The sequence below is a fragment of the Chryseobacterium sp. JM1 genome, from assembly GCF_000737715.1.
Classification (GTDB): domain Bacteria; phylum Bacteroidota; class Bacteroidia; order Flavobacteriales; family Weeksellaceae; genus Chryseobacterium.
Window position 1 is genome coordinate 83,045 of the sequence record NZ_JPRN01000004.1, and the last position, 24,989, is coordinate 108,033.

Sequence of the window (24,989 nt, forward strand, 5' to 3'; positions counted from 1 at the left end):
CCCGATAAGACCCATGACTGATTTTCAGAAGATACTTCAGGAATCCTTAATATGGATAGAAGGACTGGCTGCCCTAATATCCATTATTTACTATAACCGTGGTAATACGGACAGATATTGGAAGTATTTTTCTTTTTATCTTATTCTTATGTTTTTATGTGAAGTAATAGGAAAATGGGGCCATCAGTTTTTTGAATATGACAAGCCGAAGTTCTTCAATTATTTTGTAATCCCTGTTGAGTTTCTCTTCTTTTACTGGCTTTATGCCGCCAAGTCACTGGAAAGGCCTAAACTTTTCTATACATTATCTGCACTGTACTTACTGTCATTTTTGCCCAGTGAAATATTCTTCACCACGAAAAAGATCATTTTCTCTTTCAATTATACATTTGGGTGCCTTATACTCATGGTACTTGTAATTATGGAATACTACAGACAGATTAATTCCACTGAAATTTTAAACTTCAGCAGGAATAAAATGTTTTATATCAATTTAGGTGTAACTTTATTTTATATAGGAACACTTCCTTTCTGGACATTTTTCAGTCTTCTGGCGAAGTATAAAGAACTCTGGGATATGTACTTTAATTATTTTCTGATAACAGGAATCACAATGTATCTTTTATTCTCAATTTCATTCATATGGGGAAAACGGAGCTCATAATAACCATCATCCTATTCAACATCTTCTTTGTACTGTTTGTAGCTGCCGTCATGGTATACATCAGAAAGTACAAGCAGAGGAAGAGAGAATATATGAATGAAATTGAAGTAAAAAACGAAATCCATAAACGGGAGATTCTGGCCACGCAGCTTGAAATTCAGCAGGCAACGATGCAGCAAATCGGTCGGGAACTCCATGATAATATCGGCCAGAAACTGACACTGGTAAGCCTTTATACCCAGCAGCTTCTTTACGAGAACCGGGTTCCTGAGGTCAGTGAAAGAATAGATCAGGTTTCCCAGATTATCAACCAATCTCTGCAGGACCTGAGAAGCCTTTCCAAAACGCTGACAGATGACAACATCAATCAAAAGGAAATCGTAACTTTAATTCAGGAAGAAGTAGACAATACCAATACTTTTAAAAGATGTCATGTCACTTTTGAACATAATTTCAAGCAGCTTGACCTTGGATTTGTTCACAAGAATGTACTGCTGAGGATCACCCAGGAATTTATACAGAACAGCATCAAGCATGCGCAATGCAAAAATATTTTCATTAATCTGAACACTTCTGACGACATCCTCTGGGAACTTAACCTTAGAGATGACGGCACCGGATTCGACCGTACGAAGATAAAATCCAACGGCATCGGCCTGACCAATATGAAAAACAGGGCAGCCATCATAGGTGCCGATTTCAGCTTTGAAAGCCGGGAAAATGCCGGAACCACCCTCAATATTATCTTAAAAAAACAACCATGAAAAAAACAATAGTAATCGTTGACGACCATATTCTTATCGCTAAAGCACTAGAAGGAATTATTGGAAATTTCAGTGATTTCGAAGTGATCTATGTATGTGAAAACGGTAAAGATCTGATTGAAAAATTTGAAAATAACGGTAAAATTCCGGACATCATCCTGCTGGATATCAGCATGCCGATCATGGATGGCTTTGAAACCGCTGCATGGCTTACCAAGAATCATCCGGACATCAAAGTAATGGCACTGAGTATGCAGGGCGATGACAACAGTGTGATCAAGATGATCAAAAACGGAGCAAAAGGATACCTGCTGAAAAATACCCATCCCAAAGATCTTGAAACAGCATTAACAAAATTGAATTCAGACGGATTCTTCTATCCTGAATGGGCCTCAAAAATCATATTCTCCAACCTGAACAGGGACAAGGAAACAGAAAACGCCATAAGGATCTCAGACCGCGAAAGAGAATTCCTAAAATACACTGTCACAGAACTAAGTTATAAGGAAATTGCCGATAGAATGTGCTGCAGCCCAAGAACAGTAGAAAGTTACCGTGATCAGCTTTGCGATAAATTAGATTTGAAAACACGTGTGGGATTAGCGGTATTCGCCATTAAAAATGGTTTTGCAGGTGAATAATAAAAAATCATGATTAAAAACAGCAGCTCCAAAACTGCTGAAGCGACCGGATTCAGTATTGCAATAAGTTAAACCTGAAAAACCTGCCTGAAACCACTTATATCCGACATTAGAAACAATTCTTCTACTTGGTTAAAAATCGAAAATCACAGTTAAAAATATAAATCATTTTTATTATTTTACAGTAATATTTTTATTAAAAATAAGTTTATAGATAAAATAATTAGACACACACTTGTGATATGATTAAAATTCAACTAAACTATTAAATACATGCGTAATTCTTAATAAGAAGCAGTATTAAATGAAAAATATTTAAATATTTTTCCAATTATCTTGTTTATTAATTTTTTATAATATAAATTTGGAGACCAAACCATTAACAATTTATATATGAAAAAGCTATTATTTGGAGCTCTCATTCTGAGCTTCATGTCAGCCTGTAACAGCGATAACATCTCCAATCAGGAGGAAGCTTCACAGGATGTTTCTACCTCTTCCGGTATGCCTGCATCAAAAAGAGCCTGCCCTTCTGACCTCATCAGAGAAAAAGCCCTTAAAAGCGATCCTGCATTAAGAGCTAAGTTCGAAGCTAACGAATTACAGTCTGAAAACTTTTTAAGAGACCTTTCCATGGGTAAAGTACTTGCAGATGGAACGGTTGAAATTCCGGTTGTCTTCAATGTTATCTATAATACAGCTGCTCAGAATGTTTCTGATGCAAGAATCGCAGAACAAATCGCAGTATTGAATGCAGATTATGGTGCGACCAATTCTGATATCAATAAAATACCTGCTGCATTCCAGCCTTCTGCTGCCGGAAACGTAAAAATCAGTTTCAAACTGGTAGCTACCAACCGTAAGCAAAGCACAAAGACAGCATGGAGATCTGATCTGGAAGAAATGAAAAAAGCAACTACCGGAGGAATCAATGCTACAGACCCAACTAAAAATATGAATATCTGGGTAGTAAATTCTATCCTTGATGAGAACAGCCAGCCTGGAACATTAGGATATGCCTACTATCCTGAATCTGCAGGATTATGGTATGACGGTCTTGTAATAGGCTATCAATATATTGGAAAAACAGGTGCTTCTGCTCCGTTCAACTTAGGAAGAACAGTTACACACGAAGTGGGTCACTATTTAAACTTACCTCACCTTTGGGGATCATCTGATACAGGTTGCCAGACAGATTACTCTAATGACACACCGACTTCTCCCGGCCCTAATTACGGAACACCATCATATCCTTTAAACAGAACTTGTGGAGGAGTAAGCCGTTCTCAGATGTTCATGAACTATATGGATTATGTAGATGACAAAGCTATGTTTATGTTCTCTGCCAACCAAAAAACAAGAATGCAGGCTGTAGTGGCTGCAGCTGGTCCAAGAGCCGGATTAAGATAATACACACCAAATTAACTTTTACATAAAAAGAGCCTGAATTTTACATTCAGGCTCCTTGTTTTATAATGATCTTGTATTATTTTCCGGTGTATAATCCATAAAGATATCTCCGTCTAAAGTCACAGATTTCACTTTCTTTTTAATAGGAACGGTAAGATCTGTCTGTTTCTGGTTTTTCTCCCATATTCCGGGTGAGAAATGAAGCTTTTCCACAGATCCGTCTTCATAATTAAGCACCGCATCAAAAGGAATGGCGAATCCGCCTGCATTATCTACATTTACGGTAAGAAGGTCATTAAGCTGTGAAGCTCCGGTCACTTTTAAATCAATATAATTATTGGTATAGAACCAGTTTTGAAAGAACCAGTTCAAATTTTTTCCCGAACCCGTATTCATTGAATTAAAATAATCCCATGGCACGGGATGCTTCCCGTTCCAGTTATCCATATAATGAAGAAGCGCTTTCTTGAACAGGTCATCTCCTAAATAATCTTTCAATGCAAGATAAGAAAGAGATGCTTTTACATAAGAATTGTTTCCGTATCCCGCACCACTCACCTGAGTACTCATGGTAATAACAGGTTGGTCCTGTTCAGCAGAAGGGTCTTTAATCCACTTTTTAACGCGGAAGTTTTTATAGAATTCTTTTGCTGCAGCTTCACCGTTTTCATCAATTCCAATAAGGTATTCAAGCGTAGTTGCCCAACCTTCATCCATAAAAGCATAACGGGTTTCATTAATGCCCATGTAAAAGGGAAAATAAGTGTGTGCAATTTCATGATCAGCGGTAAGTCTTGCATCACGAAGATCGTCAGGAATGCTTGTATCATTGATCATCATAGGGTATTCCATATCAGCGTACCCCTGAATAGCAGTCATCACATTATAAGGATACTCCACGCCCGGCCATTTTTTTGAAAACCAGTCCAGATTATAGCGCATCCAGTCTACATACTGTTCAAAATCTTTTGCTCCTGTTTTATAGGCTGACTGAACACTTGCTCTTTTTGATTTCAACTGAACACTCGCTGCGTCCCAAACATAATGGTTGCTTAGCGCAAAACAGAAATCTGTGATATGATTGGCTTTAAATTTCCAGACATTCCATTTATTAGGCTTGGTTACTTTTCCGGATCTCATTTCCTGCTCGGAAGCAATGTGGATCACTTTATCGCTTTTAAGAGAAGATTTATATCTTTTTAAATATTCCGGCTGAAGCACAGCATCCGGGTTCAAAAAATCCCCGGTGGCCCAAACCACAAAATTCTTTGGAGCAGAGATCGTAAAACTATAATCATTAAAGTCGTTATAAAACTCCTGTCTGTCCGAATGAGGAAGCATATCCCAACCATTGTAATCATCGTACACGGAAACCCTCGGGAAAGAATAGGCTACATAAAAAGTTTCAGGATCTATCTGTCCTTCTCTTCCACTCTGAACGGAAAGCGGATATTCCCATTCTATTTTGATCTCTGTTTTAGATCCGGCTTTAAGGGCTTTATTCAGTTTTACTTTTTCAACCGTTCCCCAGTCATCGCTGTTGATGGCATATTTTTCACCGTTTACAATGAAAGATTTGATGTGAAGACCTGAAGACAGGAAGTCTTTGGACACCGTTCCTGATCTCGGCGACTGTGGTTTGTGAAGGTTATTCACAAATCTGATGGCCAACTCATGAAGTTCGTCCGGACTGTTATTGGTATACGTGATGATTTCTTTTCCTGAAACGGTCTTCGTTCCGGCATCCACTTTTACATCAACATTATAAATTCCTTTATTCTGCCAATAGTTTTTGCCCGGTGCACCGGAAATATCCCGGGTTCCCTTTTCATAGGCTTTTTTAATATTTCTCGGCATATAAAGCTCCTGTGCAGAAACCTGCTGCATCGAAACAGTCACTGCCAGAGCATAAAGAAATCGTTTCATATCTCTAATTTTTAAAAATAAGTATCAAAATTAGCGAAAATGTAACACCGGACCGTTATTTCTTTTTATAATAATGTTTTATGGGTATTAGTTTTTTATAAATAAGAAAGGAAAATGGAAGTACTATTGGTCGCCAGGTTCAATGATTGAGAAACGTCAATTGTCAATTTTGCTACGCAAGTGAAATGTGAAACCAAACTTATAACTCAAAAACACTCCCAAACCTTGAAACACTCCGACGCTCCCACTCCGTAAAACGAAACCCGATTACAATCTATCCTGTTCATCCGTCTTCTTAATTGTTTTGGCATTCTTCACCGCCTGGTTTCCAAAATTGAATTTCAGTGAAAGCGTAAATCCCTGTGTGTCTCCGTAGTCCAAGAAGTAATTGTCCTGATTGGCATATTTCGTACTGATCTTCTGCCCCATGGTTCTGAAAATATCATTGACAATAAATGAGGCTTCCAGTTTTTTATTAAAGAATTTACGGTTCATCACGAAATAAGCAGACCATGCGCTGGAGATCGTAAAAGTTCCCTGTATTCCCGGTGAATAGTATTTGTGCCCTACCTCCATTTTCCAGTCATTGCTTTTATCCAAAGTAACCGCTGTAGAAACATTCGATACCCAGTTCCACACTTTATTTTTATACAGAAGATCATCCGTTCCTTTGAAATAATTTTCGTTGTGTTCCAGATTTTCAGAAAGAATAAGCGTCCACCATGGTTTGATTTGGAAACTCTTGTACAGACTTGCTCCAAAGGCCTGCCCTTTTTCAATATTGGTAAAGTAATATATAAGACTATTTGTGCTTGGTTCCTGATACGAAATTTCCATAGACGGATAAATTTCTTTCCGGTAGTACATATCCAGATTCCAGCCTTTCCACGAATACGTAAGATTCAGGTTATGAATGATGGTGGCTTTCAGTTTCGGATCTCCCTGATAATAGGAAAATAAATTATAATACGATTTCGCCGGATTCAGCCATGAATAAGACGGTCTGCTAATTCTTTTTCCGTAAGAAAACCCGAATTCATGCTTACTTTCTGTAGTATATTGGGCATAAAATGTAGGGAAAAGATTCCAATAATTGTTTTTATTCCGTTCATAAGGCTCGGAAACGACACCTTCCAGATCTGTCATTTCTGCACGGAGCCCTCCTTTAAAATTCCACTTTCCGAGATTGTAAGCCAGTGAAGAATAGACTGCGAAATTATGTTCTTTGTAATCAAACAGACTGCTTTTTTCAGGACGCAGTTGCATCATTCCGCTTTCATTGTCAGAAAAATCCAGTCCGCTTGTTGTTTTCACAAAACTGTATTTCATTCCCGATTCCACCTCCAGTTTTTTATCTTTCCACTGATAATCGACCTGTGTAGAATACAATTTAACATCAGCTTTATTCCGGGTAAAGAAATTATCATCCCTCGGTGTCTCACCAGCAAAATTCAGATGGGTAAGCACATTTTGGTATTTATCCACATTGTTTCCGGTAAAATAACTGATCCACGAAAGGCTGCTTTTCCTGTTCAGTTTACGGTCTATCTGAAAGCTCAGTGAATTATTGATTGTTCTGGACTGATGATCATTAATCGTTGTATAATTAGACTCAGCCATATCCTGACTGTTGTAGATCAGCGTAGGCACCACATAAGTTCCAAAAGATTTCGGACTGAAGTATCCTGAGTAATTCAGACTCATATTGGTCAGACTGTCAATTTCATACTCCGCGTTGAAATTAAGGGTATTCTGCGCATTATTTTTATCTTTCCGGTTCATGGTGCTCACCCATCTGGTCTGGCTTTCCTGATAATTGACGAAATCAGTTCCCTCACGGTAATAGGTTCCGAAACCTCTGTAATAGCTCCCCATTAATGAAAGTTTATCTTTTTTATAATATTGGGAGATTCCTGCCACTCCTTTTGCATATTGGGTCTGAACATATTTTGAGGAAACAATTCCGCGGTAGCCTTCAATCTTATTTTTCTTCATGACGATATTGAGGACTGCGCTGCCGGAGGCTTCATATTTTGCAGGCGGATTGGTAATCACTTCTACGGATTTGATTTCGTCTCCCTGGGTATTTTCAAGAAAGTTTTTGAGCTCATCCCCGGTCAGCATTACTTTTTTATCATTGATGGTTACCAAAATCCCCGTCCCTCCTTTGATGGCAATCACATCATTATTGATCGTTACATTGGGTGTTTTCTTTAAGATTTCCCACGCATTGAGTGAAGAAACATTGCTGTTTTCCACATTGAATTCCAGGCGGTCTACTTTTCTGGTGACTACCGGTTTCTGCTTAGTCATTACGACAGCTTCTATTTCCTGGGTTTCTTTCTTAAGGATGATTTTTAAAAGTTCGTTTTCCTTTTGCAGATCTACCATCTTCTCAAATGGAGCATAATCCGTTTTATTGACGGCTATTTTTATGGAATCACCCGAGATCCCTTCTACACTGAAATAACCGTTTTGATCAGTTTTCAGTGTTTTGATCAGTTCATTTTTTAAATTATAAACGGTGATATCCGCGGAAGATATTTTGCTACTCCCGGTATCCGTCACAGAACCTTTAATAATCTTCGTCTGGGCCGACAGCATTATTGGAAACAGCAGTAAAAGAAAAACTTTATACATAATTAATTCTGAAAAGCATGGATGTGACTCTGCTTTCCGGTTCAAAATTCAGTATTTACAGAGAGAATTTCGGTTAATGGAAGGTTAATGATGGGTTAATGCCAGCAAGGGGAAGCCTAAAGTTTTTATCTTTGTTTCAATGATCACCAAAAGCAAAAATCTTATTGCTCTTTTCGCTGCCCTGTTCCTGCTTCTGCTTGGGATACAGGCTTATTTTATGTACAAGACGTATCAGGTAAAGGAACGGGAGATTTACAGAGATGTTCATGCAAGACTTACCAACTATACCGACAGACTGGAAGATTTGGGTGGTATCAAAAGCAGAACAGATGATACTATTCAGAAGATCTTAATCCGATATCATGATAAAAAGATCAGTAAAAAAGATTTTCTGGAGTACTTTAAAAAAAACAGAAAGGAAAATGAAAAGCATCTCAGCGACTACGTAGATGCCAGTTTTAAAAAAGAAGGCTATAAAATTGCCACCAAAACAGAATACATTTCCATCATTTATATTCCTGACAGCACCCGCCTGATTGATCAGCCAATCACCCTATATGAAACCCGAAATAAAGTTTCCAATCCTAAAATCTCCAATACAGGGAAATGGGAAACTACATCACGATCCACGACTAATGATGACACTCCCGGCAGAAATGACTCTTTTATCCTGAAAAGCAATACCGGTTTCGAGATTTTAAATATCAAAACCATCATATTTAAAGAGCTTGCTCTGCTCACCATATGCTGTGCTGCCATCCTTGCCAGTGTACTCTTACTTTATATTTTCACCGTTAAAAATCTAGCCCGCCAGCAGAAACAGGTAGAAGTTCTCCACACTGTTGTGGATAATATTTCCCATGAATTTAAAACGCCGATCGCCACTTTAAAAATAGCCTCAAAAACTTTAAAAAAAGAATGGAATCCTGAAACACTGCCCCTCATCGACCGGCAGATCAACCGTCTGGAAAACCTGATGATTCAGCTCCACAAAGACGAAACTTCTGAGGAAACTCTTTCCATACAACTGGAAGACTGGAACTTTTTTGTAGAGGATCTGGCTTTTACTTATCCACAAACCAACTTTGATTTGTCCAATAAAGTCACAGAAGAACTTCCTTTTGATCATCATCTTATGGAAACCCTCATCAAAAATTTATGTGAGAACAGTGTAAAATATGGAGCTTCCGATGTGAAAATCAATATCAGCAATTCACTTCAAATCCTTAAAATAGAAATTAGCGACAACGGCTGCGGCATTGAGAAAAAGGAACTTGCCCACATTTTTGAAAAATTCTACAGAATCCAGGCTAATAATATTCACAATACCAAGGGATTGGGACTGGGGCTTTATTTTGTGAAAAAGATCGTCACGAAATACGGTGGCAATATAGAAGTTTCCAGCCTTCCTAAAACCGAAACGACCTTTAAAATATCTGTTCCGTATGAAAACTAAGATTCTTTTAGCAGAAGACGACCCCGATTTCGGGATGATCCTGAAACAGTATCTGGAGCTGGAGGATTTTGAAGTCACCTGGTTTCAGAATCCGGAGGAAATCGTATGTCTTTTAAGCACTGATTTCCATTTTCATATCGGAATTCTGGATATTATGATGCCTTCCATTGACGGTTTTTCTTTAGCCAAAATGATCTTAAAGGAGAAAAATAATTTCCCTCTGCTTTTCCTCACGGCTAAGAATCAGAAAATAGACCGTCTGATGGGCCTGAAGATCGGAGCGGATGATTATATTGCCAAACCCTGCGATCCGGAAGAGCTGGTGTTGAGAATTAAAAACATCCTTAAGAGAACCCAACCTAATGCCACGGTGAAGATCAAAATCGGGGATTATTATTTTGATACAGAAAAACTGTTACTTTCCCATCCTGAAGGCAATGTACGCCTTACGATCAGGGAACGGGAACTTCTTCTGTATCTTCTGAAATACAATGGCACCATGATCAAAAGGGATGATATTCTGGATAACCTTTGGGAAACGAACGATTATTTCACGGGAAGAAGCCTTGATGTATTTATCAGCCGTCTGCGGAAATATTTCATGAATGATCCCCAAATAAAAATCCAATCCCTGAGAGGAATTGGATTTGAAGTTGATTTTCCGTTGACTTAAACTAGAATTAATACGAAAGCTCTGCCAATACCGGAAAATGATCCGACGGATACAGCAGGTTTTCTCTTCTGTCATTGATATGTCTCTGGGACTTTATTCTAAAACCTTTCACGAAAATATAATCGATTCTGTCTTTTGGAACTTCATTGACATTGAAACCTGTGAATGTTCCTTTGGGTCCATAAGGTTTAGTCTGTGAATGGTAAAAACTATCATCCAGATTCTTTGAAAGAATTTTTATCGGCTCGGAATCTTCCGTTAAATTAAAGTCACCCGTTAAAGTGACAGGAAGATTTTTAGGATTCATTTCTTTGATCTTTTTCAGAATAAGTTCGGAGGATTTCACTCTCGCTACATTTCCGATATGATCAAAATGAAGGCTCATCGCCAGGAATTCTTTTTTTGATTTTTTATCTTTAAAAAACGCATAGGTACAGATTCTGTTAAGCGCAGCATCCCACCCTCTGGAAGGTATTTCCGGTGTTTCCGAAAGCCAGAATGTTCCGGATTTTACGACCTGCAGTCTGTTCGTATCATAAAAAATAGCTGAAAATTCTCCTTTTTCTTTTCCGTCATCTCTTCCTACACCTACATATTCGTAATTCTTAAGGCCTGCTTTTATATCTTTCATCTGCTCGGGAAGCGCTTCCTGAACGCCAAAATAATCGGGGTGATAATAATTTAATAAATCCACAGCATCCTGTTTTCTTTCCGTCCAGGCATTTTCTTTATCTGAAGTCACCTGCAACCTGATATTGAAACTCATCACTTTAAGATCCTGCGAAAATCCCAATGCAAAAAACAACAGGGATAAGATTGAAAATCTGAAATTCATTGTCATATGTTTAAATTACAATAACAAAAATAGAACATCTTTCTGAGAGGTGGTGGAGGTTTGTGTTAATTTTAGGGAAGTGATGAATGATGAGTTATGAGTTTTGTGATAGAAAACCCAGAGTTGGGGAATTTCACATTTCACTTGTGCAGCAAAATTAACAATGCACGTCTATCTCTCTTCCTTACTCATAAAAAAAAACCTGAACTTCAAATGAAGTTCAGGCCTCTCAATAGGAATAAGCTATGTTTTAGTCTTTCGTAAATTTATATTCTCTTCCGCCCTGCTTAAAGGCAACGTCTTTTTTATCTTTACTGAAAACAAGTGTTATTTCACCTTCTTCAAAAGTAAACTGATTATTTCCTGCATAATCAATTGGAAATTCCTGCTGGTCACCAATTTTAGTATAAATCTGTCCATTTTTATCTGACAAAACCAACTTAACCGATGTTCCTTTCATAGAATAAGTTCCTGTAAAATCTTTTGCATTGATCTTTTCAACAGGTTTTGCCTGTGCTGAAGTCCATACGTTGTTTTTTGCATTCACATCAGGAATCATAGAATCCGGATCCAGCATCACCTCATCAATTTCTTTAGTTGAGTTTACTTTAAGCAACCATTCCGTGTTACGTTTCCAAACTTCAACCGGGATTTTCATGATCTGTTTTGTCCCGTCTTTGAATTTCACCTGAACCGTCGTTGGCATCGGCAGCTGACCAAGGTTTTCAACAATGATCTGAGCTCCGTTCTTAAAGTCGCCATTCACATATTTCACATCTTTTACAGACTGATCGATTTTCCATTTATTGATGAACCATCCTCTCCAGAACCAGTTCAGTTCTTCTCCTGAAACATTTTCCATCGTATGGAAGAAATCCCATGGTGTAGGATGTTTGAAAGCCCACCTGTCGATATACGTTTTAAAAGCTTTGTCAAATTTCTCAGGACCTAAAATGGTTTCTCTTAAAATCTGCAGTCCCATTCCTGGCTTGTAGTAAGCCAAAGCTCCAATGCTTCTTTCTTTCATATTATCAGGACCCACCATGATCGGCTCAAGATTATCTCCCATCATAAAACCTCCGGCTCTCGCAATATTTTTCTTGCTATAGTATTCTCCGTTGTTAAAAGCCTTTGTGGATAACTCGTTGATAAAGGTATTGAAGCCTTCATCCATCCAGGCAAACAGCCTTTCATTCGAACCTACGATCATTGGGAACCAGTTGTGCCCGAACTCATGATCTGTAACTCCCCAAAGATCTTCACCTGCAGAATCCATATGACAGAACACAATTCCCGGATATTCCATTCCACCTTCATTTCCTGCTACATTGGTAGCTGCCGGATAAGTGTATTCGTACCATTTCTGAGAATAATGTTCAATGGCTGCCTTCGTATATTCTGTAGATCTTCCCCACGCTTTTTCGCCTGCACTTTCTGCAGGATAAGCTGATATAGCTACAGATTTTTTACCACTTGGAAGGTTTATTTTTGCAGCATCCAGAATAAATGCAGGTGATGAAGCCCATGCAAAATCACGGGTCTGATCTATTTTAAATTTCCATGTTTTAGTCCCTGAAGCCTGGTTTTTCCCAATCTCAGATTCCGGACGGATCAATACTGTTTTATCACTGTTTCTTGCCTGTTCCCAACGGTTATTTTCTTCTTTGCTGTAAACCTCTTTATAGTTTAAAAGCTCTCCGGATGCTACCACATAATGGTTGGCAGGCACTGTAATATTCGCAGAAATATGCCCATATTCCAGATAAAACTCTGATGCTCCAACGTAAGGAAGCGTGTTCCAGCCCATCACGTCATCGTATACACACATTCTTGGATACCATTGGGCTATGGTAAATACTTTCCCATTTTTCGTTTTCTGAACGCCCATTCTGTCGGATCCGTATTCAGGAGAAACAAAGGTATACTCGATTTTAATTTTAGCAACACCGCCTTTAGATTTCAGTTCTTTCGGAAGATCAATCTGCATTCTGGTATCCGTAATCGTATATTTTACGTCTTTACCATCCAGTTTCACAGATTTAATTTTATAACCGCCTTCCAGTTCTTCACCGTGAGCTCCGTTTCTGCTTCCTGATGGAGGAACAACCGCATTTCCACGGGAATCTTTTGCAAATAAATTCTGATCAAGCTGCAGCCAGAGGAAACCCAGTTGGTCCGGACTGTTATTGGTATAAGTGATATCAGCCGTTCCGGTGATTTCATTTTTCGCTTCGTTAAGGCTTACATTCAGATCATAATCTGCTGAATTCTGCCAGTACGCATGTCCCGGCTGTCCGCTTGCAGAACGGGTTTCCGTCCCGGTTTGAGGATAAAAGAAAGGTTTGAATGCCTCTACATAACTGTATTTCGGTGTTTCCTGTGCTAAAGCAGATCCTGAAAAAAGGAATATGGCCGCTGCTGCCACAAGGCCTGGAAGTTTATAATTCATTGGGTATAATTTATACTATTTCTGTGATAAGTTATAAAAAAACCCGGAATCGTTACAAGTCCGGGCTATTTTTATAAAAATTTTAATGAATTGAAGTTCTAAGTGGGTTTGAGAGTCAGAGTGTTTGAGTGTTTGAGAGTTTCGAGAGATGCATATTTGAGTCTTGTCTCATGTCTAAAAACTCATATTTACCAAAAAATCATCATTCACTTACGAAGTAAAATTGACGATTAACGTTTCTCTTGGAGTCTCAATATCTTCCCTCTTCCAGTTTCAGGCTTCCTGCCTTCTTCAACTAAAAATATTTTAATTTGTTTTTTTCGCTTTGATCATTGCTTCCAATGCATCCCACATTTCTTTTGGAATATCTTCAAGCATATTGAATTCGCCGGCTCCCTGAAGCCACTCGCCACCGTCTATAGTTACTACTTCTCCATTCATGTAAGCAGAATAATCTGAAACCAGATAAGCAGCCAGATTCGCAAGCTCCTGATGTTCTCCCACTCTTCTCAAAGGAACTTTTTTCCTCATATCAAATTTTTCCTGAAGATCTCCCGGAAGCAATCTGTCCCAGGCTCCTTTCGTAGGGAAAGGTCCCGGTGCGATTGCATTGAAACGGATTCCGTATTTTGCCCACTCTACAGCCAAAGATCTGGTCATCGCCAGAACACCAGCTTTTGCACAGGCTGAAGGAACTACATAAGCAGATCCTGTCCACGCATAAGTAGTTACAATATTTAAAACAGTTCCCGGACTTTTAGAATCGATCCAGTGTTTTCCGATGGAAAGGGTACAGTTTTTTGTTCCTTTTAAAACGATATCCAAAATAGAATCAAAAGCCGAATGCGTCAGTCTCTCTGTAGGTGAGATAAAGTTTCCGGCCGCATTGTTTAACAGAATATCAATTCTTCCGAATTCTTTCAATGTCGCTTCTTTCATTGCTTCCACCTCATCCCAGTTTCTCACGTCACAGGCAACACACAGAACTTTTCCTCCGGTTTCCTCTTCCAGTTCTTTTGCAGTCCCCTGTAGTTTCTCCAGATTACGGGAAGTGATCACCACTTTTGCTCCCAGTTCCAGAAAATATTTGGTCATTGCTTTTCCCAGGCCGCTTCCGCCTCCCGTTACAATCGCAACTTTATCCTGTAATGCACCTTCGCGCAACATTGGCTGTGTATATAAATTCATATGATCTTATTTTTTCCTAAAAATACTAAATATTGAATTCATGCCCTTTAAAATAATGGGATAAATAATAATGTTATAAATAGTGATTCTCTTTTCCAGAGATAAAAACAATACCAGCGTTATAGAATTTGAGATAAAAAATAATTTCAAGCTGGAAAAAGTGAACAGGTGCAAAATGACTGAATAAAATTGTACGTGTATTTTTTAGCGCAAAGTTTTACATTAACTACGCATATTATAAGCGTTGCAAAGATGGAATCGATCTTTGATCGATTTGATTAAGCGAATGTTTATACTAAAAACAACCCTGTAACGAATTACAAGGTTGCTGGATTTATGATGATTGTCTGTTATAAAAACGGATTATGCTACCACTACTCCTTTGAATGAAAGAGTTTTAGGTGTTTTGCTTTCGCTTGTTGTAACATTCACTGTTTTCATGAATGCACCAGCCGCTGCTGCGTTGTAGCTGGCTTCTACAAATCCTTTTTTCCCAGGAAGAATAGGCGTTTTAGTGTAGTCTGCAGTTGTACATCCACAAGAAGGAGCTACATTTTCAATAACGATTGGTTTTGAAGAGGTATTTGTAAATTCGAATCTGATTGTTTTTGGTTTTCCCTGAGGGATGTTTCCTACGTCTATAGATTCTGATTTCCATTTAATGGCATCTGCAATTGTTCTTACGATAGAAGCAGTTTCACCTGGAAATACGTTCGCATAAAACGGAGAGAAAGCAAGCACTGCTAAAAGCGCTGAGATTTGTAATTTTTTCATGAGTATATATTTAATAGTTAATAAAAAATCAAAGGAATCGGTTATTATCGTTTGATATAGCAAATATAGAGCGGATCATTCATACAACTTGTTAATCACTATCAAACATTTGTTAATGAGTTGTTAATGATCAAAGATAAATAGATATTTTTGGATAATATTGCTTCAGGAAATGAAAATCAAAAAACTCAATATTATTATAACACTGGGATTCATTGCTATTATTGGGATTTTAATAGCACAGCTTCTCTGGACCCGGCAGGCTTATAATCTTGAAGATAAAAAATTTAATCAAAAGGTAAATATTGCCTTAATGGAAGTGGCGGAAAAATTATCCGGCGGAAAAACTTCTTTCACTGAAAATCCGGTACAGATTATTGCCAACGATTATTATGTAGTTAATACAAATAATGAATTTCATCCCGTTGTACTGGAACACTATCTGAAAACAGAATTCACCCGTTTCCAGGTGAACACAGATTATGTATATGCTTTATATAACTGTCACAGCGATAAAATGGTGTATGGAAAGTATATGTCGAAAAATCAGGAAAGTCCGAGTGATAAGGTAATTAATTTTCCAAAGCATAAAAATCTGATCTATTATTTTTCGATCCGTTTTCCTGATAAAACCACTTATCTGATCAGCTCACTAAGATTTTGGTATGTCCTTACTTTTGCCCTTATTATCATTCTTCTGGTTTATGTTTATTCTATCTACACCATTATCCAGCAAAAAAAATTCTCGGAGCTGCAGCGTGACTTCATCAATAATATGACCCACGAGTTTAAAACGCCTCTTTCTTCTATCCTTCTGGCTTCAGAATCGCTCAACAAGCAGAATATCGTGCAGGAAAATCCAAAACTACAAACTTACACGTCCATCATTATCAATCAAAGCTACAAGCTCAATAATCATATTGAAAAAATACTCAATATCGCTAAAAATGACACGTCCGGATTGTCATTAAAACCTCAAAAAATCATATTACTTCCGTTTATTCAGGAAATTGCTGACACCATTCAGCAGAATAATGAAAATATGACGATCGATATAGACATCGAAAACAGTTTCTCCGTCATGGCAGATGAATTTCACTTTACGAACATCATTTACAATATTTTGGACAATTCCGTAAAGTACTGTGAAAACAATCCTCAGATCGCCATTTCAGCCTATAAAGATTCAAAAGGTTTATATTTAAAGTTTAAAGACAACGGAATGGGGATTCCTGTTAAAAATATTCCTCATATTTTTGATAAATTTTACAGGGTGAATACCAGAAAGAGTGAAGAAGTCAATGGCTTTGGATTGGGATTATTTTATGTAAAAAAAATCGTCCAGCAGCACAACTGGAAAATTTCAGTTGAAAATAATGCTGATAAAGGAATTACTACGACTCTCTTTTTCCCGTCTTAAATTTAATCATGTGTACGTATGGAGAAATCTAAAATTTTATATGCAGAAGATGACGAAACGATAGCCTTCCTGATTCAGGACAGCCTGGAAAGTTATTATGATATCAACTGTTACCCGGATGGAAAATCTGCACTTGAGGCATTCAACAGCCAAAGTTTTGATATCTGCCTGCTGGATATTATGATGCCGGGACTCAACGGATTTGAAGTGGCAGAGCACATCCGCAATAAAAATTCAGACATTCCTATTATTTTCATTTCTGCAAAAACTTTAAAAGAAGACAGAATCAAAGGGCTGAAAATCGGGGCCGATGATTATCTGGTAAAACCTTTCAGCATTGAAGAACTGATCCTTAAAATCGAAGTTTTCCTGAAACGTACTAAGAAAACCAATACATCCCCGGCACAATACAGAGTCGGGAAATATGATTTTGATCCAAAAAATTACACACTCCAGAATCAGGATAACAGCATTACGCTTACCCAAAGAGAATCTGAACTCCTTTTATATTTTATCCGCCACAAGAATATTGTTGTTAAAAGACAGGACATTCTGAAAGCGATCTGGGGAGACGATGACTATTTTATGGGACGAAGTCTGGATGTATTTATTTCCCGCCTGCGAAAAGTACTGGCGGATGAGCAGACTATTTTAATTGAAAATCTGCACGGAATAGGCTTTCGTTTTTCTGAAAAAAAATAAAGTTACGCGGTACAGGTTTTTTAAGAGTTATGAGTTTTGAATTATGAGTAATGAGTTTCAGGATAAAAGCTACAGAATTTGGGATTTGAAAGTATGGGGAATCGCCTGCAAAACTTGGAAGAAATAAGTTTTTTTCACGCAAAGTTTCATCTTGTTAATGTTTAGTTTTGAGGAAGGCAAAGACTGTGACTGCGTCACTGATGAAGCTCCCGGTATGCAACATCCACTTAATCGAATCAATGAAATTGATTCCTCTCTTTGCTCTCCTTGTACTGTACGGTATTAGAATAGAACTTTGCGTGAAAAAAACTTATCTCTTGCTCAGGGTTTAAAATTGATCCAGTATATGGACGTAAAAATAGTTTATGGTTTGAACCACGAAACCCACATCCAGAAACGTTATCAGGTACTAAGATTCATAAAAAAGTCTGATGTCTGAAATCTAAAACAAATGTCTTATCCCGAACTCCGGTTAAATTTGGATACGATTGTTTCTAAATTACAACGGTAACGGATTATTCTTTGATTTTTAATTAATTTTAAACTTTGAAAATGAATCCTTAATGAAAAATCACGGAACTACTGTTTTTCTATTCCTTTTATTTTTTGGTTTACATCTTAAAGCCCAAAAATTTGAAAGATTAATACAATACGTCAATCCATTAATCGGGACCGAAAAAATGGGACATACCTATCCCGGAGCTACCGTTCCTTTCGGAGCTGTACAACTGAGCCCGGAAACGGATACGATTTCGTATGAACTCAATGGCAAATACAACGGCGAGGTTTATAAATACTGTGCAGGATACCGCTATGAAGACAAAACAATCGTAGGCTTCAGCTCTACGCACTTCAGCGGAACAGGACATTCTGACCTTGGAGATTTCCTGATTATGCCGACAGTCGGTAAACTGCAGTTGAACCCAGGAACCGCAACAAATCCTGAAAGAGGCTACAGAAGCCGGTTCTCCCACGAAAATGAAAAAGCAGAGGCCGGATATTATAAAGTCAAGCTTGATGATCACAATATTCTCGCAGAACTGACGGCTTCCACAAGATCCGGAGTTCACCGTTATACCTTTCCAAAATCTGATCAGGCCCATATTATTTTAGATCTGACCGCAGGAATCTATAATTATGAAGGTAAAAATGTATGGACCTACGTTCGTGTAGAAAACGACGGAACAGTCACAGGTTATCGTCAAACCAATGGCTGGGCAAGAACCAGAACGGTTTATTTCGCGATGAAATTCTCAAAACCTTTTAAATCTTACGGACAGAAAAATTTTGACGGACCTCAGGTGTACAGAGGATTCTGGAGAAAATTTGATCAGAATAAAAACTTCCCGGAAATTGCCGGCAAAAACCTGAAAATGTATTTTGATTTCGATACTCAGGAAAATGAAGCCGTTGAAGTGAAACTGGCCATTTCTCCGGTAAGCCAAACCAATGCTCTGGAAAATCTTGAAAAAGAAACAGGCAATCTATCTTTTGATCAGATTAAAGCAAAAGCCCAGGAAAACTGGAATAAAGAACTGAATAAAATCGTTATCAAAGGTTCCGAAACAGAAAAAACGAACTTTTATACCGCGATGTATCATACTTTCATCAGTCCTACCACGTATATGGACATCAATGGAGAATATAAAGGTTTGGATCAGAATATCCACAAAGCGGAAGGTTTCACCAATTATACAACGTTCTCTATCTGGGATACGTACCGGGCCCTTCACCCTTTCTTTAATATCATCCAGCCAAAACGAAATAATGATATGGTTAAATCGATGATGGCCCATTATGATCAGTTTTCCATGAAAATGCTTCCGATCTGGTCCCATTATGCCAATGACAACTGGTGTATGAGCGGTTATCACAGCGTAAGTGTAGCTGCTGATGCCGTGATCAAAGGAAATTACAACGGTGATCCTAAAGAAGTATTGAAAGCCTGCATCGCAACCGCCAACAAAAGAGATTATGAAGGCATCGGATATTATATCGACATGGGTTATATCCCAGCTGAGAAAAATGGAACTTCAGTTTCCAATACGTTGGAATATGCTTATGACGACTGGGCGATTGCTCAGCTGGCCAAACATTTAGGCGAAACAGAAATCTACAATCAGTTTATTAAACGTTCTGAAAACTGGAAAAATAATTTTGATCCTAAAGCCGGATTTATGCGTCCCAGATTAGCAGACGGAAGTTTCAAAAAAGATTTTGATGTTCTAAGCACCCACGGTCAGGGTTTCATCGAAGGAAATTCCCGGAACTACAGCTTTTTTGTTCCTCAAAATCCTGATGGTTTAATGCAGATGATGGGTGGAAAGAAAAAATTTGCTTCAAAACTGGATGAACTTTTCACCATGCATCTACCCGATGAATTTTTCGCCGATACAGAAGATATTACCCGAGAAGGAATTATCGGAGGTTATGTTCACGGAAACGAACCGGCTCACCACGTGGCCTACTTCTACAACTGGGCAGGACAGCCATGGAAAACCCAGGCTCAGATCCGCCGTATTTTAGAAATGCAGTACAAAGCGACACCGGACGGCCTTGGAGGAAATGACGATGCTGGACAAATGAGTGCATGGTATATTTTAAGCTCTCTTGGATTTTATCCGGTAGCTCCGGGTTCTGAAGATTACTCGATTGGAAGTCCAGCCGTAGATCATGCGGTTCTGAATCTTGAAAACGGAAAGACTTTTGAAATTGAAGCCATCAATCAGAGCCCGAAGAATGTGTATGTGGAAAAGATCCTTCTGAATGGGAAAGAGATTAAGAATTTTATCTTAAAGCATTCTGAGATTACAGCGGGTGGAAAACTTACTTTTTATATGAGTGCAAAGGCGAAGAAATAGTTTTTCTAAACACAAGCGCCACAAATAACCTACACAAATATCCCCAATCATCTGTGAAATCAGTGGTTAAAAAAATATTACGAACCACAAAGCGGCAAAAGATTTTGAACACTTAAGTTATTTTAAGTCCAATGCTTTTCGAATAAGAAGATCACATAAGTTTTAAAAAATCATAGATTTTTATATTGATAAATACCATTTATTGAGGTGGCGAAAATTCAAAGAATTTTTGACGGGGTGGTTTCAGCATCCGGAATTATAAAAACAAAAAGGGCAAATAGTTGTATTTGCCCTTTTATTATTTTTAGTTTAATCTTACTATTCTCCTACTTCAAAAAGAAGTCTCTCTCCGAATTTTTCTTCTGCAATATTCCCGTTGTCATACACCAGATGTCCATTAACAAAAGTCTGGGTTACTTTAGAATGTAAATTCATTCCTTCCAGAGGACTCCAGCCGCATTTGTACAGAAGGTTATCTTTAGCTACCGTCCAGTCTGCATTCACATCAACCAAAACAAGATCTGCCTTATACCCTTCTCTTACAAAACCTCTTTTCTCAACCCTGAAAAGGATCGCCGGATTGTGACACATCTTTTCAACAATCTTTTCCAAAGAAATTTTTCCCTGATGATAATTTTCCAGCATCACAGGTAACGAATGCTGTACCAAAGGAGCACCGGAAGGACATTTTGTATACACATTCTGTTTTTCTTCAGCAGTATGCGGCGCATGGTCGGTCGCGATTACATCGATCCTATCATCCAAAAGCGCTTCCCAAAGGGCATCTTTGTCTTTCTGGGTTTTTACAGCGGGATTCCACTTGATCAGAGAACCTTTTGTTTCATAATCTTCATTGGTAAATGTCAGGTGATGAACACATACTTCAGCGGTAATTTTTTTATCTTTTAATGGAATATCATTTCTGAAAAGATCCATTTCTTTTGCTGTTGAAAGGTGAAAAACGTGAAGCCTCGCTCCTGTTTTTTCTGCCAGCTCAATGGCTTTTGAAGATGATTTATAGCAAGCTTCTTCACTTCTGATCAGGTGATGAAATTTCACAGGAATGTCCTCTCCATATTCGTCAAGGTAGGTCTGTGTATTCGCTCTGATCGTAGCTTCATCTTCACAGTGAACAGCAATCAGCATTTTTGTGCTGCTGAAAATATTTTCCAGCGTTTCCGGATTGTCTACCAGCATATTTCCGGTAGAAGAGCCTAAGAATAATTTTATTCCCGGAACATTTCTCGGATTGGTCTTTAAAACTTCTTCAAGATTATCATTGGTTCCGCCCATCATAAAACCGTAGTTGGCATATGCTTTCTGAGAACCTATCTCGTATTTATCCGCTAATAATTCCTGAGTAACGGCATTAGGAACCGTATTCGGCTGATCGATGAAACTTGTAATTCCACCTGCGATGGCAGCTCTTGATTCTGTTTCAATATCTCCTTTATGCGTCAATCCCGGGTCTCTGAAATGCACCTGATCGTCTATGACACCAGGCAGAAGATATTTTCCGGAACCGTCAATGATCTGATCCGCCTCTTCAGCAATCGAGGAATCTATTTTAGAGATCAGGTCATTTTCTATTAAGATATCGCTTTCGAAGATCTTACCTTCATTCACGATCTTTACATTTTTGATTAGGGTCTTCATTTTTACTTTAGAAATTAGATGTTAGATATTGGAAGTCAGATGTCAGAAAATTTTTAAGCTAAAAATTATAAGTGCTTGATAAAACTGCAATCACTAATTTCTAACTTCTCATATCCAACATCTACAAAAAGCAAAATTAAGGTTTATGAATGAATTTTAAGTTCGCTCGTTAAAATCAGTTTCTAAATATTTACATTTGCATAAAATTTTCGAGTTTGTATAAGAAGTTATTCGGTCAGACCGCCGTATATGGGCTTAGTTCAGTATTAGTCCGTATTTTCCCGTTCATCATTGCACCTATTGTGACAAAGGCTTTCGGGCCCGCGGCTTCATCGCCCTTTGTAGACTGGTACTCCATCGCAGGAGTAATTACGGTTCTCCTTACCCACGGTATGGAAACCTCTTTTTTCAGGTTTGCACAGGAAGAAAGCATTGATAAGAAAACATTGATTTCAACATGTTCGGTAAGTATTATCAGCATTGCCCTGATCTATCTTGGCTTAGGCTATGTCTTCAGAAACGAACTCGCCATAGCTTTTGAAACTCCGGACCAGGTCAACTATCTTGTCATCTTTTTATTCATCCTTTCTCTGGATGCGTTTTCTACCATTCCTTCCGCTATATTAAGGCTGCAGGGGAAAGCTTTCAAATATATGTTTTCCAAGGTGGCAGGATCTGTCGTTTACTTTCTATTAGTCATATTCTTTATCAGGTGGCTTCCAAAACATCCGGAAGGAATTTTTGGTTTAAAATATGATCCTCAATTGGGAGTTGGCTATGTATTCATCGCCAACTTAGTACAGAGTATCATCACATTACTAATTGTAGGAAAAGAATTTTTCAGCTTCAGTATTTCCAAATTTGATTTTAAATTATGGAAAAGAATCATGAATTATTCATGGCCGGTAATGATTGCAGGACTGGCAGGAATCGTTAACCAGACGCTTGACAGACAGTTTTTGAAATATCTACTTCCTCCGGACGAAGCACGCCATCAGATCGGAGTTTACGGAGCGGTTTATAAAATCGCGACTTTTATTACGGTTTTCAGACAGGCGTATCAGCTGGGCATAGAACCGTATTTCTTTTCAAGTTTTAAAAATAAAGATTCACATAAAACGTACGCTGTGCTAATGGATGTATTTGTCATCTGCAGCTGCATTATTTATATGGGACTGATGGTAAATCTTCAGTGGATTTCAGAAAAATACCTGAGTAACCCATTATATTATGAAGGGATTGAAATCATTCCGTTTGTAATGCTGGGTGCTCTGTTCCTTGGAATCTATCTTAATCTTTCCATCTGGTATAAATTATCTGATCAAACCAGAGTCGGTTTATATATTTCAGTGATTGGTGCATGTATTACCGTTTTCATCAACTTCTTCTTTATTCCGGAATATGGATACTGGGCTAGTGCCATGGCCGCGTTGATCACCTTTATGTCTATGATGGTCATTTCATACGTCTGGGGACAGAAACAGTACCCGATTCATTACAATACCGGAAAAATTGCACTCTATCTGGTCTTTACCATTACGTGTTCTCTGGTATCCTTCTATTTTTTCAGAACCAATTACTTTGTAGGAAATTTATTTTTACTTCTTTTCATTGGCCTCGTAGCCTATAAAGAGAAGGCTATCGTATCCAAAATACTAAAAAAGTCTTAGGGTATGGCCTCTAATTTGATACTATTGAGTTCTTTAAAAAAAATTAAACAGCAGTTTGCAAAGATGATAAATATTACGATCAGCAATGATTTAAATTATTACCTTTAGCCGTACCAAAATAAAAACTAACAAATAAAAACATTGTCATATAGTCTATGAAAATAATTGTTCCTATGGCTGGACGCGGTTCCAGATTACGTCCACATACTCTGACCGTTCCTAAACCTCTTATTCCTATTGCAGGAAAACCTATCGTGCAGAGACTGGTAGAAGATATTGCTAAAGTAGCAGGTGAAAAAATTGAAGAAGTAGCATTTATCATTGGAGATTTCGGACCGGAGATTGAAAAATCTTTACTTCTGATAGCCGAAAAACTGGGAGCAAAAGGCAGCATCTATTACCAGAACGATCCTCTGGGTACCGCACACGCTATCAAATGTGCTGAAGACTCTATGCAGGGAGATGTGGTGATTGCTTTTGCAGATACGCTTTTCCGTGCAGATTTCCAGCTGGATAAAAATTCGGATGGAGTAATTTGGGTGAAAAGTGTGGAAGATCCGTCTGCTTTCGGAGTGGTAAAATTAGACAACTATGGTTTCATTACAGACTTCGTGGAAAAACCGCAGACCTTTGTATCAGACCTTGCCATCATCGGGATTTATTATTTCAACAGTGCTGAAAAACTGATGAATGAAATCAATTATATTATGGACAATAATATAAAAAACGGTGGCGAATATCAGCTGACAACTGCTCTTGAGAACCTTAGAGCAAAAGGAGCAAAATTCACTTTAGGAAAAGTAAACGACTGGATGGACTGCGGAAACAAAAATGCTACCGTAGAAACCAACAGCAAAATCCTTGCGTACGAAATAGAAGAAATGAATAATTATCCTGCATCAGCAGTTATCGAAAATTCATTGATTATCCAGCCGTGTTTTATTGGTGAAAACGTAAAGATCTCCAATTCAAAGGTAGGTCCGGGCGTTTCATTAGGAAACAATACGATCATCGTGAATTCAAATATCGAAAACTCTCTGATTCAGGAGAACACAAGGATCAATCACGGAAACCTTTCCAACTCTATGATTGGAAATTCTGCACAATACTTTGGAGTGGCCAGAGAAATCTCATTAGGTGACTATTCGGTTTTAGATTTTTTATCTAAATAAGATCAGAAATAATTAATATAAAACAAGATACATCCAGACCACACAACATTTTTTGTGTGGTTTGGCGTTAATATTGCAGCGTTTTTTC

At 38.1% G+C, this 24,989-nt stretch carries 18 protein-coding genes; 11 read left to right on the plus strand and 7 right to left on the minus strand.

What is annotated here, in order from left to right; genetic code table 11:
* Positions 1 to 13: 13 nt before the first annotated feature.
* The 4 genes from IW22_RS08855 (at position 14) to IW22_RS08870 (ending at position 3,479) form a co-directional block, all read left to right on the plus strand.
* Positions 14 to 664: a hypothetical protein gene (locus IW22_RS08855; protein WP_034725811.1), complete on the plus strand. Its 651-nt coding sequence runs from the start codon at positions 14 to 16 to the stop codon at positions 662 to 664.
* Positions 643 to 1,428 (plus strand): sensor histidine kinase, encoded by a 786-nt coding sequence (locus IW22_RS08860; protein WP_034725813.1) that lies wholly within the window; start codon positions 643 to 645, stop codon positions 1,426 to 1,428. Before IW22_RS08855 ends, IW22_RS08860 begins: the two co-directional genes overlap by 22 nt.
* Positions 1,425 to 2,069 carry a response regulator transcription factor gene (locus IW22_RS08865; RefSeq protein ID WP_034725815.1) on the plus strand — a complete coding sequence of 215 codons (645 nt, stop codon included), beginning with the start codon at positions 1,425 to 1,427 and terminating at the stop codon, positions 2,067 to 2,069. The genes IW22_RS08860 and IW22_RS08865 overlap by 4 nt, the downstream gene beginning before the upstream one ends.
* 393 nt (positions 2,070 to 2,462) lie before the next feature.
* The gene (locus tag IW22_RS08870) at positions 2,463 to 3,479 is read left to right on the plus strand and encodes a zinc metalloprotease (RefSeq protein ID WP_034725817.1); all 1,017 of its coding nucleotides are present in this window, start codon (positions 2,463 to 2,465) and stop codon (positions 3,477 to 3,479) included.
* A 60-nt stretch (positions 3,480 to 3,539) separates the two neighbouring features.
* On the opposite strand, the gene IW22_RS08875 is transcribed toward IW22_RS08870, so the two are convergent.
* Positions 3,540 to 5,405: a M1 family metallopeptidase gene (locus IW22_RS08875; protein ID WP_034725819.1), complete on the minus strand. Its 1,866-nt coding sequence runs from the start codon at positions 5,403 to 5,405 to the stop codon at positions 3,540 to 3,542.
* 267 nt (positions 5,406 to 5,672) lie between these two features.
* On the minus strand, positions 5,673 to 8,045 hold the full coding sequence (locus IW22_RS08880; protein WP_034725821.1) for an outer membrane beta-barrel family protein: 2,373 nt from the start codon (positions 8,043 to 8,045) through the stop codon (positions 5,673 to 5,675).
* A gap of 139 nt (positions 8,046 to 8,184) precedes the next feature.
* Here IW22_RS08880 and IW22_RS08885 point away from each other — a divergent pair, with 139 nt between their 5' ends.
* The gene (locus tag IW22_RS08885) at positions 8,185 to 9,501 is read left to right on the plus strand and encodes a sensor histidine kinase (RefSeq protein ID WP_034725822.1); all 1,317 of its coding nucleotides are present in this window, start codon (positions 8,185 to 8,187) and stop codon (positions 9,499 to 9,501) included.
* Positions 9,491 to 10,174, plus strand: a complete 684-nt coding sequence (locus IW22_RS08890; RefSeq protein ID WP_034725825.1) for a response regulator transcription factor — start codon at positions 9,491 to 9,493, stop codon at positions 10,172 to 10,174. Before IW22_RS08885 ends, IW22_RS08890 begins: the two co-directional genes overlap by 11 nt.
* 7 nt (positions 10,175 to 10,181) lie before the next feature.
* Here IW22_RS08890 and IW22_RS08895 read toward each other — a convergent pair whose 3' ends face one another.
* From IW22_RS08895 to IW22_RS08910, 4 genes are all read right to left on the minus strand, one after another.
* Positions 10,182 to 11,009, minus strand: coding sequence for an endonuclease/exonuclease/phosphatase family protein (locus IW22_RS08895; protein ID WP_034725827.1), 828 nt, complete (start codon positions 11,007 to 11,009; stop codon positions 10,182 to 10,184).
* A gap of 250 nt (positions 11,010 to 11,259) precedes the next feature.
* Entirely contained in the window at positions 11,260 to 13,458 is a 2,199-nt protein-coding gene (locus tag IW22_RS08900) for a M1 family metallopeptidase (RefSeq protein WP_034725828.1), read from the minus strand.
* Between the two features lie 306 nt (positions 13,459 to 13,764).
* Entirely contained in the window at positions 13,765 to 14,646 is an 882-nt protein-coding gene (locus IW22_RS08905; protein ID WP_034725829.1) for an SDR family oxidoreductase, read from the minus strand.
* 363 nt (positions 14,647 to 15,009) lie between these two features.
* Entirely contained in the window at positions 15,010 to 15,420 is a 411-nt protein-coding gene (locus IW22_RS08910) for a DUF1573 domain-containing protein (protein ID WP_034725831.1), read from the minus strand.
* A 172-nt stretch (positions 15,421 to 15,592) separates the two neighbouring features.
* On the opposite strand from IW22_RS08910, the gene IW22_RS08915 reads away from it, so the two are divergent.
* From IW22_RS08915 to IW22_RS08925, 3 genes are all read left to right on the plus strand, one after another.
* Positions 15,593 to 16,840 carry a sensor histidine kinase gene (locus IW22_RS08915; RefSeq protein WP_034725833.1) on the plus strand — a complete coding sequence of 416 codons (1,248 nt, stop codon included), beginning with the start codon at positions 15,593 to 15,595 and terminating at the stop codon, positions 16,838 to 16,840.
* A gap of 18 nt (positions 16,841 to 16,858) precedes the next feature.
* The gene (locus IW22_RS08920) at positions 16,859 to 17,542 is read left to right on the plus strand and encodes a response regulator transcription factor (protein ID WP_034725835.1); all 684 of its coding nucleotides are present in this window, start codon (positions 16,859 to 16,861) and stop codon (positions 17,540 to 17,542) included.
* A gap of 563 nt (positions 17,543 to 18,105) precedes the next feature.
* The gene (locus IW22_RS08925; protein ID WP_081873921.1) at positions 18,106 to 20,403 is read left to right on the plus strand and encodes a GH92 family glycosyl hydrolase; all 2,298 of its coding nucleotides are present in this window, start codon (positions 18,106 to 18,108) and stop codon (positions 20,401 to 20,403) included.
* A 318-nt stretch (positions 20,404 to 20,721) separates the two neighbouring features.
* On the opposite strand, the gene IW22_RS08930 is transcribed toward IW22_RS08925, so the two are convergent.
* The gene (locus IW22_RS08930; protein ID WP_034725836.1) at positions 20,722 to 22,059 is read right to left on the minus strand and encodes a dihydroorotase; all 1,338 of its coding nucleotides are present in this window, start codon (positions 22,057 to 22,059) and stop codon (positions 20,722 to 20,724) included.
* 215 nt (positions 22,060 to 22,274) lie between these two features.
* Between IW22_RS08930 and IW22_RS08935 the strand changes: the two genes are divergently transcribed.
* A complete protein-coding gene (locus tag IW22_RS08935) occupies positions 22,275 to 23,729 on the plus strand; it encodes a lipopolysaccharide biosynthesis protein (RefSeq protein ID WP_034725837.1) in 1,455 nt (484 codons plus the stop codon).
* A gap of 155 nt (positions 23,730 to 23,884) precedes the next feature.
* Entirely contained in the window at positions 23,885 to 24,901 is a 1,017-nt protein-coding gene (locus IW22_RS08940; RefSeq protein WP_034725838.1) for a sugar phosphate nucleotidyltransferase, read from the plus strand.
* The last annotated feature ends 88 nt before the right edge of the window (positions 24,902 to 24,989 follow it).